Origin of the sequence: Pseudescherichia sp. (assembly GCF_031998825.1) — a bacterium.
Lineage (GTDB): Bacteria > Pseudomonadota > Gammaproteobacteria > Enterobacterales > Enterobacteriaceae > Pseudescherichia.
Map to the genome: position 1 here is coordinate 59,920 of NZ_DAMACX010000020.1, position 15,214 is coordinate 75,133.

The following is a 15,214-nucleotide window of genomic DNA, read 5'->3' on the forward strand; positions in this document are numbered from 1 at the left end:
CTCCTTAACAGCACGCCAGGCTAAAATCGAGACGCTCCGGCACGTGGCCGTTTTCGCTGTCCAGCGGCATAAAGCGGATGGCAAAGCGGCTCTTATGCCCGGAGATTTGCGGATAGAGCTGGTCGGCGAGCGTCAGCTCCAGACGCAGCAGATCGGCATCGTCACCGTTGTCCTGGTAGAAGCCGTTCAGGCTGGTCTGCTTGCGGAAGGGGGCAGAGTTGCGGATCAGGTCAAGGATCAGCGTCAGCGTTTGGGTCAGCGGCTGGAGGCTCTCCAGCCAGACGGCGACCTGCTCATCCCGCTGGGACTGGGGGGCATAGAGCCACAGGTGCAGCGTCGGCAGATCGAAGCTACAGCAGCCGCCGGGGATGGAGAGGCGCTGGCGCACCAGGCCAATCAGCCGCTCTTCACGCAGCAGCTGCCCAACGCGCGGGGCGGCCATCAGGGTGCTGCTGCTCTGCTTCAGCTGGTCGCGCACCGCATCAATGCGGCTCTGGTCGACTCCAGGCACTTCTACCCACGCTTTCAGCTTACGCTGCTGGCGCTCCAGCTCTTTCAGCAGCTCGGTGCGGATATCGCCGCGTTCGAACACGTCAAGCAGGTCTCCGGCGTTACGAAAAAAGTGTAAGGCGTCAGCGTGATCGCTGATAGGGAGGCGGGCGGAGAGCTGCTGGAGCAGAAATTCAATGCGCAGCCAGGTGCGCATCTTTTCATTGAGCGGGTGTTCAAAAAGGACGTGGGTCTGCATTACGGTTTTTCCTGTGATACGACCTGGGAAGCGTAGCGTAGGTACGCCTCATGCAGGCGGGCAACATCCGATGCAACGGCATCTGGTGCGCCATTATTGTCAATAACATCATCCGCGACGGCAAGGCGTGCTTCTCGCGTGGCCTGCGCGGCAAGAATATGCTCGGCGTGCTCACGCGTGACGCCATCGCGCTCTATCGTGCGGGAAATCTGTGTCTCCGGGGAGACGTCAACCACCAAAACCCGATCGGCTTTGGTGTGCAGCTGGTTCTCCACCAGCAAGGGCACCACCCACAGCACGTAGGGCGATGTGGCCTCAGCAATCTGCCGCTGGGTCTCTTCGTGGATCAGGGGGTGGAGTAACGCGTTAAGCCAGCGCTTATCGTCTGGCGAGGCGAAAATGCGTTCACGCAGCAGGCGGCGGTTGAGCGTGCCGTCCGGCTGGATCGTCTCTGGCCCAAAATGGGCCGCAATGGCGCGTAGGGCAGGAGCGCCAGGCTCAACCACCTGGCGGGCGATGACATCAGCATCAACGACGCTAACCCCGTTTTTCAGGAATTCATTGGCAACCGTACTTTTTCCGCTGCCGATTCCCCCGGTTAAGGCGACCGTATACCCCATAACGCAAAATCCCAGACTACTTTGCCAGCTCACGATCTTTTGATTTATTTATTTCGCAAATCAAAAGGTTATAATTTGTACGGAAAACGACATGTTCAATAATCCGGACCCCGCCCATTCGGCAGGTAAATTTATAGGATTGTAGCGTAAAAAAAGAGAATTTCGCAGTCTTGCGGACTCCTATTTAGTGCGTATGATAGCGTCACTGGAGTTGTGTGTTAGCTCGTATGCGTTAGTCGCCATTAACCCCAGGAATCCGTTCATGCGTATCGAAGAAGATCTGAAATTAGGTTTTAAAGACGTTCTTATCCGCCCTAAGCGCTCTACCCTCAAAAGTCGTTCCGATGTCCAGCTGGAGCGCGAATATACCTTTAAGCACTCGGGCATGACCTGGTCTGGCGTTCCTGTCATCGCAGCGAACATGGATACCGTTGGCACCTTCGCGATGGCGAAAGCGCTGGCGTCGTTCGACATCCTCACCGCCGTGCACAAGCACTACTCCGTCGAAGAGTGGAAAACCTTTGTTGCCGCGGAGTCCGCAGACGTGCTGAAACATGTAATGGTTTCAACCGGGACCTCCGACGCCGACTTTGAAAAGACCAAACAGATCCTCGACGCCAGCCCGGCGCTGAGCTTTATCTGTATTGACGTCGCTAATGGCTACTCCGAGCACTTCGTGCAGTTCGTGGCCAAAGCCCGTGCGGCCTGGCCGACTAAAACCATCTGCGCCGGTAACGTAGTGACAGGCGAAATGTGTGAAGAGCTGATCCTCGCTGGGGCGGATATTGTTAAGGTCGGCATCGGCCCAGGCTCCGTCTGCACCACCCGCGTGAAAACCGGCGTCGGCTATCCGCAGCTCTCTGCGGTGATCGAGTGCGCCGATGCGGCCCACGGTCTCGGCGGCCAGATCGTCAGCGACGGCGGCTGTACCGTACCGGGTGACGTGGCTAAAGCCTTCGGCGGCGGCGCAGACTTCGTGATGCTGGGCGGTATGCTGGCCGGTCACGAAGAGAGCGGCGGCACCGTAGTCGATGAGAACGGTGAAAAATTCATGCTCTTCTACGGCATGAGCTCCGAGTCAGCGATGAACCGTCACGTTGGCGGCGTTGCGGGCTACCGCGCAGCGGAAGGGAAAACCGTTAAGCTGGCCCTGCGTGGCCCGGTTGAGAACACCGCCCGCGATATCCTTGGCGGCCTGCGTTCAGCCTGCACCTACGTAGGCGCATCCCGCCTGAAAGAGCTGACCAAGCGCACCACCTTTATTCGCGTCGCCGAGCAGGAAAACCGCGTTTTCAATAGCCTCTGATGCCTCTGCTGGCGCGGTTCGCTGCGCCAGCTTCTCGCCTGCCCTTATCCCATTCCGCTCATCGCATCTCCCAGATGAAAAATCGGCAGGTACATCGCCACGATCAGCGTTCCAATGATAACCCCAGTTACCACCAGCATCAGGGGCTCCAGCAGCGTGGCCAGGCTATCCGCCTGCTGCTGGGTCAGTTCGCTATGGTGGCGGGCAAGGTTGTTGAGCATGGTATCGAGCGCCCCGGAGGCTTCGCCGGTCCGCACCAGCTGGATGCAGAGCGCGCTAAACTGCCCGCTGTTTTTCAGTGCCGTCCAGATCGGCGTCCCCTGGGCAATCTCCTGATGGATATGGTGGATCGCTTCGCGCCAGTGGGGGCAGGTCAAGGTTGCCTCGACGCTCTCCAGCCCCTGCAGGAAAGCAATCCCTGCCCGCTGGGTGAGGGCCAGCACGGTAAATATCTGGCTGAGCTTCTGCCCGCGCACCAGCCCACCGACCACCGGGATACTTAGCAGCAGCCGCTGCCGGTAGCGGAGCCACGGCGGGTGGTTGCGCAGCGCAAATCCGCTTCCAGCAAGCAGGAGAGCGGCCGCAAGCGCCCACGGACCTGCGTGAGTCACTATCCCCGCAAGGGCCATCACCCCGCGCGTGAGGGCGGGCAGCGGCGTATTGAAGGTCCGGTAGATGGCGGCGAACTCGGGCAGCACCAGCAGGATCATCGCCAGCGTGACCGCCACGGCCAGGGCCAGAACAATCAGCGGGTAGCGCAGCGCCTTTTTTACCTTACCCGCCAGCTGCAGCTCAGCTTTTTGTTGGGCGGCAAGCTGGAAGCAGCACTCATCCAGCGCGCCGGTCAGCTCCCCGGTGTGGATCATGGCGATATAGATCGGCGGGAACACGGCGGGCCAGCGGCGCATGGCCGCAGAGAGCGCCGTGCCCTGAGTCAGATCCTCCGCCAGGCTTTGCAGCAGCGCCTGCCACTGCCGAACCGGGTGCTGACGGGAGAGCATCAGCAGCGCATCGGGCAGGGTCAGGCCCGCCTTAAGCAGCGTTGCCAGCTGGTGCACCACCTCGCAGCGGTGCGTCCCGCGCCAGGCTGCCGTTCGGACCGAGCTGCGCCTGAGCGTCAGGATAAAAATCTGCTCGGTTTGCAGGGCGTCGGCGACGGCCAGCCGGTCGGTAGCCCAGCGTGCACCCTGACAGCGCTGGCCTGCGTCATCAAGTCCGCGCCAGTGCCAGAGCCGTTTAGCCTGCATCGGGCATCCCCAGCACCCGCAGCAGCTCCTCAAGGGTGGTTAACCCCCGCTCAACGGCGAGGCAGCCGCGCTCAAACAGGGTAGCCATACCCGCCTGTCGTGCCTGCCGCTCAATGTTTTCCGTAGGCTCACCGTTGGCGATGGCCTGGCGCAGGGCAGGGTTGATGCTGAGTACCTCAAAGAGTGCGACTCTGCCGCAGAAGCCGTGATAGCACGCCTCGCAGCCGCCTGCCTGCCAGTGGGGCAGCGCGCGAGGCCACAGCCCTTGCGGCAGGATAAGATCCTCCGGCAGTCGGCGGCGACAGTGCGGACAGAGCTTACGCACCAGCCGTTGTGCGACCACCAGCGAGAGGGCAGAGGCGATCATCCAGCGCGCAACGCCCATCTGCGCGATCCTGACCAGCGCCTCGCTGGTGGAGTTGGTGTGCAGAGTGGAGAGCACCAGGTGCCCGGTCTGAGAGGCCTTGATGGCGATCTCCGCCGTTTCGCCATCGCGGATCTCACCGACCATAATGATGTCCGGATCCTGGCGCAGCAGCGCCCGCAGCACGCTGTGAAAGTCCAGCCCGGCCCGAGGATTGATCTGCGTCTGATTTAGCCCATCCAGCGGGATCTCAATAGGATCCTCCACGCTGCAAATATTCACCTCGGGAAAGTTACGCGCAGCCAGCGCGCTGTAGAGCGTTACGGTCTTGCCGCTGCCCGTCGGCCCGGTGACCAGCAGCAGCCCCTGCGGCCTGGCGAGCGCCGCCTGAAACTGGGCCAGCTGCCACGCGCCCATGCCCAGCGCACAGAGATCCAGCGGCTGGTTCACCTGGTGCAGCAGGCGCAGGACGATCTTCTCCCCATGGCGGCAGGGCAGCGTGGCGATACGAAACGAGATTGCCTTGCCGGAGAGCGTAACCGTGAACTGACCGTCCTGGGGCAAGCGCCGCTCGGCGATGTCCAGGCTGCCCAGCACCTTCAGTCGTGCCGTCAGCGTCTTTGCGCTCTCCCGGGTTAGCGGGGGGAGGGCGTGCAGTACGCCGTCAATGCGCAGCCGGATGCGGTAGTGGTTCTCCCCCGGCTCAAAGTGGATGTCGGAAGCCCGCTGTGCCAGCGCCTGCTGGAGCGTCTGGTTAAGCAGCTCCACCACGGAGGGAGTCCCCTCGCTGATGGCAGGCAGATGGCTTTGCGCAGCGAACGATGCGGGTATGTCCATATTCCCCCCTTATTGATAGTCGAAGCGGAAAACGTCTTCGCAGGCTTGCTGGAATGCCGCGTCGTTTTGCACGTCGCAGGTACGCTGCCAGCCGCTCATCCCGCTGCTGTTGTCCCACTGCGGCACCAGCGTCACGCTCAGCCCGGTCAGGCTCTCCTGCCCGGTTAGCGTGACCGTGCCGTTCTCTACGCTCATCGCTGAGACATAGCGCGTGCTCGTCGGGGAGGGGATACCGTTGCTGCCGCCGTCGCAGCTCTCCGTACCGCCGCGATCGAGGGCGCACAGCTCAATGGCGGTACGGTAGGGGATAAAGGTTTGCAGCATATCGGTGAGGGCCGCCTTGCGCAGGTAGTTCTGATAGGCGGGAATGCCGATGGCGCTGAGGATGGCAATAATGCCAATCACCACCATCAGCTCAATTAAGGTAAACCCTCGCTGTTTTTCCAATGACTTCTTCATAACGTGCTCCCTGGTTGATGCCGGGGAGTCTGTCAGCAGATGGAGAAGGTGACGAGGGGGCAAAGCGGCGTTCAGGAAGGCAGCTTCCTGCGTTTTTAATGGCGTTGCAGCGGTAAACAGTGATTTTGCGAGCAGGAGCGAAACATGTCGCCCCGGTTAGCGTAGCGCCACCGGGGACTCACTGGGACTAGCGAAAACGCATCGAGAGATCGAGCGCGCGCACGTGCTTGGTCAGCGCGCCCACCGAGACATAGTCCACTCCAGTTTCAGCAAACTCGCGAATCGTCTCAAAGGTGACGTTGCCGGAGACCTCCAGCCGCGCCTGACCGTTGGTGATCCGCACCGCCTCGCGCATCTGCTCGGTGGTAAAGTTATCCAGCATGATGATATCGGCCCCGGCCTTCAGCGCCTCCTCCAGCTCTGTGAGCGTCTCTACTTCCACCTCAACCGGCACGTCCGGGTGGAGCCAGAAGGCTTTCTCTACCGCCTGGCGCACCGAGCCGGAGGCGATAATGTGGTTCTCTTTGATCAGAAACGCGTCGGAGAGGCCAAGGCGATGGTTCGCGCCGCCGCCACACAGCACGGCGTATTTCAGGGCGGTACGCAGGCCGGGCAGGGTTTTACGGGTGTCCAGCAGCTGGGTTTTTGTGCCTTCAAGCAGGTCCACATAGCGGCGTACCTCGCTCGCTACGCCGGAGAGGGTCTGCACAAAGTTCAGCGCCGTGCGCTCACCGGTGAGCAGTACGCGGGAGGCTCCGTCCAGCTCAAACAGCGGCTGATTGGCGGTGACGCTCTCCCCATCGGCAACGTGCCACTGGATCTGCACATCGTCGCCTGCGAGCTGAATAAAGACCTCTTCCACCCAGCGTTTGCCGCAGAAGACGCCATCCTCACGGGTGATCACCACCGCATGAGAGCGCGTATCCTCCGCCAGCAGCTGGGCGGTAATATCGTTGTTCGCGTCCACCTCGCCGCCCAGGTCTTCGCGCAGGGCCTGCGCCACGGCGTCGGGGATATCCAGATTTATACGTTCCAGCAGCGCGTCACGACGGCGATCGGGGCTATAGCGGCGAGGCGGCATAATAAACTCCAAAAAGGGTAACGAATCATAAGATTGAAACATGCTACTCTGAAGCGAGTATTAGAGCCATACTTGAGGAGATCCCGTATGCAGTTAAACGAGGGCTGGCTGGCCGGTGTGCGGCAGGTCCGCTCCCCGCACTATGACTGTCGCCCGGATGATGAGTGCCCCTCTCTGCTGGTGGTACATAACATTAGCCTGCCCCCCGGTGAGTTTGGCGGGCCGTGGATCGATGCCCTGTTTACGGGCACGCTGGATGCTAACGCGCACCCTTTCTTTGCCGAGATTGCCCACCTGCGCGTCTCTGCGCACTGCCTGATCCGCCGCGACGGCGAGATTGTCCAGTATGTCCCTTTTGATAAGCGCGCCTGGCATGCGGGCGTCTCCCGCTACTGCGGGCGCGAGCGCTGCAACGATTTCTCCATCGGTATCGAGCTGGAAGGGACGGATACGCTGCCCTATACCGAAACGCAGTATCAACAGCTGGCGGCGATTACCCAGGCGCTGGTTGCGCTTTACCCAACCATTGCTGACAATATGACCGGACACAGCAACATTGCCCCCGAGCGTAAAACCGATCCTGGCCCGGCCTTTGACTGGGAAAAGTTTCGCGCTCTGGTTGCCCTCTCGTCAGATAAGGAGATGACATGACGCTATTCACGATGCTGCTGGTACTGATCGCCGAACGGCTGTTTAAGCTGGGTGAGCACTGGCATCTGGATCACCGCCTTGAGGTACTCTTCCGCCGGATTAAGCACTTCTCGATGCTGCGCACGCTGCTGATGACTGCCCTGGCGATGCTAGTGACCTTTCTGCTGCTGCGCGCGCTCTACGGACTCTTTTTCAACGTGCCGCTGCTGGTGGTGTGGATTATGCTCGGCCTGCTCTGTATCGGGGCGGGCAAGGTGCGTCTGCACTACCACGCCTATCTGAAGGCGGCCTCGCGTAGTGACAGCCACGCGCGGGACACCATGGCCAGCGAGCTGACGCTGATCCACGGCGTGCCGCCCGAGTGTGACGAACGTGAGTACCTGCGCGAGCTGCAAAACGCCCTGCTGTGGATTAACTTCCGCTTCTATCTGGCCCCGCTGTTCTGGTTTGTTGTCGGCGGGACATGGGGACCGGTGCTGCTAGTGGGCTACGCCTTCCTGCGCGCCTGGCAGTCGTGGCTGGCACGCTACCTGACGCCGCACGCGCGGTTACAGTCCGGTATTGACGCGATTCTGCACCTGTTGGACTGGATCCCGGTGCGGCTGGTGGGGGTGGTCTACGCGCTTATCGGCCACGGTGAGAAGGCGCTGCCCGCCTGGTTTGCTTCGCTTACCGACTGGCGTACCTCGCAGTATCAGGTCCTGACACGGCTGGCCCAGTTCTCGCTGGCGCGGGAGCCGCATCTCGATAAGGTCGAAACGCCTAAAGCCGCCGTGTCGATGGCGAAGAAGACCTCCTTCGCGGTGGTGGTGGTGGTGGCGCTGCTGACCATTTATGGGACGCTGGTGTAGATTTAACGCCCGGCGGCGCAGGCTTGCCGGGCCTACAGGATCGTAGGCCGGGTAAGCGCAGCGCCACCCGGCGGAACTTAATAGCTGTCCGCAGGCGGAACGCCAAAAATTGGCATCCCCTCTTTATCCCACTGGATCAGCTTCAGGCGGGTATGACGGTTCGGATCGTAGAGCGGATCGCCCTCAATCTCGGTGTAGTTACGCGCATGGTAAACCAGCACGTCTTCGCCGTCCGTTGTACGGGTAAAACTGTTGTGGCCCGGCCCGAACTGCCGGTTGTCATAGCTGGTGGTAAACACCGGCTGTGGGGACTTATGCCAGTTCTCCGGCTGGCATGGATCGGCATCAATAGCGATCCACAGCAGGCCCAGGCAGTAGTTCTCATCGGTGGCGCTGGCGGAGTAAGTGACAAACAGCCGATCGCCATGGGTAACTACCGCCGGCCCCTCGTTGACCAGAAAGCCCCGGCACTCCCACTCAAACTCCGGCTTGCTGAGCATCACCGGGTCGCCTTTCAGCGTCCACGGGTTCTCCAGCTCCGCCAGATAGATGTTTGAGTTGCCGGGAATATCGGGTGCTTTCTGCGCCCAGAGATACCACTGCTTGCCCTGGTGGTTGAACGTCGTGGCATCCAGCGCAAAGGTATCAAACGGCGTCTGTACCTGGCCCTTCTCCGTCCAGCGCCCGGTTAAGGGGTCGGCGTCGGCACACTCCAGCACAAACATGCGGTGCTGGAACATATTCAGCGCGTCGAGATCGTGCGTATGGGTTGCGGCAAAGTAGATGTACCACTTCCCGTCAATCTGATGCAGCTCCGGGGCCCAGATCAGCTGGCTCATCGGGCCGGTCTGCGGTTTACGCCATACTACCACCGGCTCGGCGTCGCGCAGCTCCTCGAGAGTAGCGGCGCGGCGGATCTCCAGCCGATCGTACTCCGGCACGGAGGCGATAAAGTAGTACCCATCGCCGTGACGCAGAATGAACGGATCGGCGCGTTGCTCAATAAAAGGATTTGGCCACTGGCGCATTATGCTTTCCTCACGTTGTCGCCTGTTGGAAGGTCGGTGCTGTCACTCAGCTCGCGGTAATTAATGCGGCGCTTCTCCAGGTCGGCCTGGATCTGCTGCATAAACGTGCGGTCGACCTTCAGCATACGCACGACCCCGGCGGTAATCAGGTAGCCGACGCCCGGAATAACGGTGAACAGCAGCATGATGCCGTTGATCGCCGTGGCGCTCTGCTGTTTCGCGCCCGCATCGTAGCCGTACCAGGAGAGCAGGAAGCCTACCATCGCCCCGGCTACCGCCAGCCCGACCTTCAGGAAGAAGAGGTTACCAGAGAAGCTGATCCCGGTAATACGCTTGCCGGTCTTCCACTCGCCGTAGTCATCTACGTCTGCCATCAATGACCAGTGCAGAGGGGAGGGGATCTGGTGCAGCACGTTGAGCAAGAAGTAGAGCACCACGATCAGCACCGTTGCGTGAGGATCGAAGAAGTAGAACGCACCGGAGAAGATCGCCAGCGCAATGTTGGTCCAGAAAAACACTTTCAGCTTGCACCAGCGATCGGTCAGCGTTTTGGCGAGCATGCTGCCAATCATCATGCCGACCACGCCAAGGCTGATAAACAGCGTCGCAAAGTGGGTGCTCTGCCCCATGACCCAGGTGACGTAGTACATGGTGGCGGCCATACGGATGAAACCGGGGCAGACGTTGCACAGGGTAAGCAGCAGAATGCGCACCCACTGGTCGTTTTTCCAGACGTCCCGCAGGTCTTTCTTCAGATCGTCATTGGTCTGTACCGCCGGACGGACGCGCTCGCGCACGGTAGCAAAACAGTAGAGGAACATGCACATGCCGATAAAGGCCAGCACCATCATCGCCATCTGATAGCCTTTGGCCTTGTCTTCGCCGCCGAACCACTCCGCCATCGGCAGCAGGGTTAACGACAGCAGCAGCGTGGCGATGCCCACCATCACAAAGCGGTAGGACTGGCAGGCGACGCGCTCTTTAGGATCGTTGGTGATGACGCTGCCGAGAGAGCAGTAAGGGATATTAATGGCGGTATAGGTAATTGACAGCAGGAAGTAGGTGACGAAGGCATAGATAACCTTGCTATGGTAGCTCCAGTCCGGCGTGGTAAACATCAGCACGCTGAACACGGCGTAGGGCAGAGCGATCCACAGCAGCCAGGGGCGAAAACGGCCATATTTGCTTTTGGTACGGTCGGCCAGCGCCCCCATAATCGGGTCCGTTACCGCATCAATAACGCGGATAGAGAGCAAAAGCACCCCGACCAGCGCCGGTGCCAGACCAAATATGTCGGTATAAAAGTAGTTAACGAACAGCATGATAGCGCCGAAGATGATATTACATCCGGCGTCGCCCATGCCGTAGCCGATCTTCTCTTTCACTGACAGCTTGTTATTGTCCATCGCGAAATCTCCCGTTGATATAGAAAGAGATTATTCGCTCGCTACGGAGTTTTTGCGTTACAGGATAGGGGCGCAGAGATGGACAAAACGGCTACGAAAGTGAATTTGTGAAGCGTCTTACAATTTCACATCTGCCCTGCCTCCCTGGATCCAGGAGGCAGGGCAGAGCGTGCGGTTAGTGGGCCTTAACCGGCTTTCCCGCTTTTTGCTGCTTAATAAAGTAACCCACGGCAAGGATCGCCACCCAGACCGGGATCAGCCAGACGGAGATCGCCATGCCAGGGGTAATAGCCATAATCACCAGCACTGCTGCCATAAACAGCAGGCAGATCCAGTTCCCCAATGGGTAGAAGAGGGCCGGGAAGCGCGTTTTCACGCCCTGCTTATCCTTCGCCCGGCGGAACTTCATATGCGCCAGGCTGATCATCGCCCAGTTGATCACCAGTGCGGAGACCACCAGCGCCATCAGCAGGCCAAAGGCTTCGCCAGGCGCCAGGTAGTTAATCAGCACGCAGAGGGCGGTGAAGAAGGCAGAGATAAGAATGGTCGCTACCGGAACGCCGCGCTTGTCAACTTTCGCCAGCGCTTTCGGGGCGTTACCCTGCTTCGCCAGGCCGAACAGCATCCGGCTGTTGCAGTAGACGCAGCTGTTATAGACCGACAGCGCAGCAGTCAGCACCACCACGTTAAGGGCGTTAGCAACAAAGGTATCCCCCAGCTCGTGGAAGATCAGCACGAACGGGCTGGTGTCGGCGGTGACGCGCGTCCACGGCAGCAGCGAGAGCAGCACCGCCAGCGAGCCGATATAAAAAATCAGGATCCGGTAGATAACCTGGTTGGTGGCTTTAGGAATGCTCACTTCCGGGTTATCCGCCTCGGCGGCGGTGATCCCCACCAGCTCCAGGCCCCCGAAGGAGAACATGATAATCGCCATCATCATGACCAGCCCGGTAAAGCCGTGGGGCAGGAAGCCGCCCTGTTCCCAGAGGTTGCGCACGGTAGCCTGTGGGCCGGCGCTATCGCTAAACAGCAGCCAGCCGCCGAAGAGGATCATCGCAACCACGGCAATCACTTTAATAATGGCGAACCAGAACTCCATCTCCCCGAATACTTTAACGTTAGTGAGGTTGATGGCGTTGATGATCACAAAGAAGGCCGCCGCCGATACCCAGGTAGGGATCTCCGGCCACCAGAACTGGATGTATTTCCCGACGGCGGTCAGCTCAGCCATTGCGACCAGCACGTAGAGCACCCAGTAGTTCCAGCCGGAGGCAAAGCCGGCAAACCCGCCCCAGTATTTGTAGGCGAAGTGGCTGAACGATCCGGCGACCGGCTCCTCAACGACCATTTCGCCCAGCTGGCGCATAATTAAGAACGCGATAAACCCGGCAATGGCATAGCCAAGGATAATTCCCGGCCCTGCGGACTGAATGACTGATGCGCTGCCCAGAAACAGGCCAGTCCCGATAGCACCACCCAGCGCAATCAGCTGAATGTGGCGGTTTTTAAGGCCGCGCTTCAGCGTTTCACCGTGCTGTTGACCTTCCATCATGAAACCTCATATGTGGTTATTTTGTGTACGCTGTTGTGTGCATGTACGGATAAAATTCCATTTTTGTATTTATAGGTTTACGTAGGCCGGATCTTAAATATCACCCTATACCTTTCGTAAGGTTCAGAATAGTGATAAGCGCGAGGGAATGCACCTGCTTTATGCAGGGGCGATAGCGGGTTGGATGAAAAGCAAACTATTGTAAATAGTTGCCGCCTACCCCCAGCTACTCCCAAAACAGCTCTTTCAAATAAATAAGCACTATATCTGCGTAAATAAGCGAAATATAGCTCACTGAATCGGTTCAATTTGCACTGGGTAAGTTTCACAGAGGTTAAATCTGCCCCTTAAGGGGTAACGGTATCTTTTGGGCAAAGTTACATTCCTGAAACGTCATTTCTGTAATGTTGTTAAAATGTGCAGGGTTCCCTGATTTCAATCAAAACCTGTATGGACAGAAGGTGAATACTTTGTTACTTTAGCGCTAAGAACATGAAATTGGTAAGACCAATTTACTCCGGGCTAATGGCAGAGACAGGGAATAATGGCCTACAGCAAAATCCGCCAACCAAAACTATCCGATGTGATTGAGCAGCAGCTGGAGTTCTTGATCCTTGAGGGGACATTGCGCCCCGGTGAAAAACTTCCACCCGAACGCGAGCTGGCTAAGCAGTTCGACGTTTCCCGTCCTTCGCTCCGTGAGGCGATTCAACGTCTCGAAGCCAAGGGCTTGCTGCTTCGTCGCCAGGGCGGCGGAACCTTTGTCCAGAACAGCCTGTGGCAGAGCTTTAGCGACCCGCTGGTCGAACTGCTCTCCGATCATCCTGAATCCCAATTTGACCTGCTTGAGACGCGCCACGCGCTGGAAGGTATTGCCGCCTATTACGCGGCGCTACGCGGCACCGATGAAGACCGGGTGCGTATCCGCGAGCTGCACCACGCCATCGAGCTGGCGCAGGAGTCAGGGGATCTCGATGCCGAATCCAGCGCGGTGGTCCAGTATCAAATTGCTGTCACCGAAGCGGCACACAATGTGGTGCTGCTGCATCTGCTACGCTGCATGGAGCCGATGCTAGCCCAGAACGTTCGCCAGAATTTTGAATTGCTCTATGCCCGCAGGGAGATGCTCCCGCTGGTAAGCAAACATCGCACCAGTGTTTTTGAGGCGATTATTGCCAGGGAGCCGGAGCAGGCGCGTGAAGCGTCGCACCGTCACCTGGCATTTATTGAGGAGATATTGCTGGATCGCAGCCGTGAGCAGAGCCGTCGGGAACGCTCAATGCGCAGGCTTCAGCAACGAAAGGACTAGCGTGGTTAGTTAACGCGCGGCAACTAACGCAGAACCTGTCTTATTGTGTTTTCTGGTGAAAACACAATGGGACAGGTTCCAGACAAATCAACGTACTCAGATAGATAAGGAATACCCCCATGTCAGAACGTCTCCAAAATGACGTGGATCCGATCGAAACTCGCGACTGGCAACAGGCGATCGAATCGGTCATCCGTGAAGAAGGTGTTGAGCGCGCTCAGTATCTAATTGAACAGATGCTTTCTGAAGCCCGCAAAGGCGGCGTGAAAGTAGCTGCAGGTGCAGGGGCTAACAACTACGTAAACACGATTGCCGTTGAAGACGAACCGGAATACCCGGGCAATCTGGATCTGGAACGCCGCATTCGTTCTGCAATCCGCTGGAACGCCATCATGACCGTTCTGCGTGCGTCCAAAAAAGATCTGGAGCTGGGCGGCCACATGGCTTCCTTCCAGTCTTCTGCAACCGTTTATGAAGTGTGCTTCAACCACTTCTTCCGCGCGCGTACCGAGAAAGACGGCGGCGACCTGGTGTACTTCCAGGGCCACATCTCTCCAGGCGTCTACGCACGTGCCTTCCTGGAAGGTCGTCTGACTGAAGAGCAGATGAACAACTTCCGTCAGGAAGTGCATGGCAACGGCCTCTCCTCTTACCCGCACCCGAAACTGATGCCAGAATTCTGGCAGTTCCCGACCGTATCTATGGGTCTGGGCCCGATCGGTGCGATCTACCAGGCTAAGTTCCTGAAATATCTGGAACACCGTGGCCTGAAAGATACCTCTGAGCAGACCGTTTACGCCTTCCTGGGCGACGGTGAGATGGATGAGCCGGAATCTAAAGGCGCAATCACCATCGCCACCCGTGAGAAGCTGGACAACCTGTGCTTCATCATCAACTGTAACCTGCAGCGTCTGGATGGTCCGGTAACCGGTAACGGCAAGATCATCAACGAACTGGAAGGCATCTTCGCTGGTGCTGGCTGGAACGTAATCAAGGTAATGTGGGGCGGTCGTTGGGATGAGCTGCTGCGTAAAGACACCAGCGGTAAACTGATCCAGCTGATGAACGAAACCGTTGACGGCGACTACCAGACCTTTAAATCCCGCGACGGCGCTTACGTGCGTGAGCACTTCTTCGGTAAATACCCGGAGACCGCAGCGCTGGTTGCCGACTGGACTGACGAGCAGATCTGGGCCCTGAACCGCGGTGGTCACGATCCGAAGAAAGTCTACGCTGCACTGAAAAAAGCGCAGGAAACCAAAGGTAAAGCAACTGTCATCCTGGCCCACACCGTTAAAGGTTACGGCATGGGTGATACCGCTGAAGGTAAAAACATCGCTCACCAGGTTAAGAAAATGAACATGGACGGCGTGCGCTATATCCGCGACCGTTTCAGCGTTCCAGTAACCGACGAGCAGGTTGAAAACCTCTCTTACATCACCTTCCCGGAAGGTTCTGAAGAGCACACCTACCTGCACGCCCAGCGTCAGAAGCTGAACGGCTACCTGCCGTCCCGCCAGCCTAACTTCAGCGAGAAGCTGGAGCTGCCTGCGCTGGAAGACTTCAAATCGCTGCTGGAAGAGCAGAACAAAGAGATCTCCACCACTATCGCTTTCGTTCGCGCCCTGAACGTGATGCTGAAGAACAAGTCGATCAAAGATCGTCTGGTTCCGATCATCGCTGACGAAGCGCGTACCTTCGGTATGGAAGGTCTGTTCCGTCAGATCGGTATCTACAGCCCGAACGGCCAGCAGT

The 15,214-nt window shown here is 58.6% G+C and carries 14 protein-coding genes; 5 read left to right on the forward strand and 9 right to left on the reverse strand.

Features of this window, described 5'->3' with window-relative positions:
- Positions 1 to 4 precede the first annotated feature (4 nt).
- A complete protein-coding gene (zapD, locus tag RTP97_RS11270) occupies positions 5 to 748 on the reverse strand; it encodes a cell division protein ZapD (RefSeq protein WP_312413596.1) in 744 nt (247 codons plus the stop codon).
- A complete protein-coding gene (coaE, locus tag RTP97_RS11275) occupies positions 748 to 1,368 on the reverse strand; it encodes a dephospho-CoA kinase (RefSeq protein ID WP_312413598.1) in 621 nt (206 codons plus the stop codon). The genes zapD and coaE overlap by 1 nt, the downstream gene beginning before the upstream one ends.
- A 262-nt stretch (positions 1,369 to 1,630) precedes the next feature.
- Here coaE and RTP97_RS11280 point away from each other — a divergent pair, with 262 nt between their 5' ends.
- Positions 1,631 to 2,674 (forward strand): GMP reductase, encoded by a 1,044-nt coding sequence (locus RTP97_RS11280; RefSeq protein ID WP_312413599.1) that lies wholly within the window; start codon positions 1,631 to 1,633, stop codon positions 2,672 to 2,674.
- Positions 2,675 to 2,718: 44 nt separating this feature from the next.
- On the opposite strand, the gene hofC is transcribed toward RTP97_RS11280, so the two are convergent.
- The 4 genes from hofC to nadC form a co-directional block, all read right to left on the reverse strand.
- The gene (gene hofC, locus RTP97_RS11285; RefSeq protein WP_312413600.1) at positions 2,719 to 3,921 is read right to left on the reverse strand and encodes a protein transport protein HofC; all 1,203 of its coding nucleotides are present in this window, start codon (positions 3,919 to 3,921) and stop codon (positions 2,719 to 2,721) included.
- Positions 3,911 to 5,122, reverse strand: a complete 1,212-nt coding sequence (gspE, locus tag RTP97_RS11290) for a type II secretion system protein GspE (protein WP_312413601.1) — start codon at positions 5,120 to 5,122, stop codon at positions 3,911 to 3,913. Before gspE ends, hofC begins: the two co-directional genes overlap by 11 nt.
- 9 nt (positions 5,123 to 5,131) lie before the next feature.
- Complete coding sequence (gene ppdD / locus RTP97_RS11295; RefSeq protein WP_312413621.1) at positions 5,132 to 5,569, reverse strand: prepilin peptidase-dependent pilin; 438 nt, start codon at positions 5,567 to 5,569, stop codon at positions 5,132 to 5,134.
- 199 nt (positions 5,570 to 5,768) lie between these two features.
- Positions 5,769 to 6,662, reverse strand: coding sequence for a carboxylating nicotinate-nucleotide diphosphorylase (gene nadC / locus RTP97_RS11300; RefSeq protein WP_312413602.1), 894 nt, complete (start codon positions 6,660 to 6,662; stop codon positions 5,769 to 5,771).
- Between the two features lie 87 nt (positions 6,663 to 6,749).
- Between nadC and ampD the strand changes: the two genes are divergently transcribed.
- Positions 6,750 to 7,313, forward strand: coding sequence for a 1,6-anhydro-N-acetylmuramyl-L-alanine amidase AmpD (ampD, locus tag RTP97_RS11305; protein ID WP_312413605.1), 564 nt, complete (start codon positions 6,750 to 6,752; stop codon positions 7,311 to 7,313).
- Positions 7,310 to 8,164, forward strand: a complete 855-nt coding sequence (ampE, locus tag RTP97_RS11310) for a beta-lactamase regulator AmpE (protein WP_312413608.1) — start codon at positions 7,310 to 7,312, stop codon at positions 8,162 to 8,164. The genes ampD and ampE overlap by 4 nt, the downstream gene beginning before the upstream one ends.
- Before the next feature lie 77 nt (positions 8,165 to 8,241).
- Here ampE and RTP97_RS11315 read toward each other — a convergent pair whose 3' ends face one another.
- The 3 genes from RTP97_RS11315 to aroP form a co-directional block, all read right to left on the reverse strand.
- Positions 8,242 to 9,192 carry a family 43 glycosylhydrolase gene (locus RTP97_RS11315; RefSeq protein WP_312413610.1) on the reverse strand — a complete coding sequence of 317 codons (951 nt, stop codon included), beginning with the start codon at positions 9,190 to 9,192 and terminating at the stop codon, positions 8,242 to 8,244.
- Positions 9,192 to 10,598 (reverse strand): MFS transporter, encoded by a 1,407-nt coding sequence (locus RTP97_RS11320; RefSeq protein ID WP_312413613.1) that lies wholly within the window; start codon positions 10,596 to 10,598, stop codon positions 9,192 to 9,194. The genes RTP97_RS11315 and RTP97_RS11320 overlap by 1 nt, the downstream gene beginning before the upstream one ends.
- Before the next feature lie 175 nt (positions 10,599 to 10,773).
- Entirely contained in the window at positions 10,774 to 12,150 is a 1,377-nt protein-coding gene (aroP, locus tag RTP97_RS11325; protein WP_312413615.1) for an aromatic amino acid transporter AroP, read from the reverse strand.
- Positions 12,151 to 12,694: 544 nt separating this feature from the next.
- On the opposite strand from aroP, the gene pdhR reads away from it, so the two are divergent.
- Positions 12,695 to 13,459: a pyruvate dehydrogenase complex transcriptional repressor PdhR gene (gene pdhR, locus RTP97_RS11330; RefSeq protein ID WP_103820692.1), complete on the forward strand. Its 765-nt coding sequence runs from the start codon at positions 12,695 to 12,697 to the stop codon at positions 13,457 to 13,459.
- Between the two features lie 119 nt (positions 13,460 to 13,578).
- On the forward strand, positions 13,579 to 15,214 hold a 1,636-nt coding region (gene aceE, locus RTP97_RS11335; protein WP_312413617.1), incomplete at its 3' end, for a pyruvate dehydrogenase (acetyl-transferring), homodimeric type.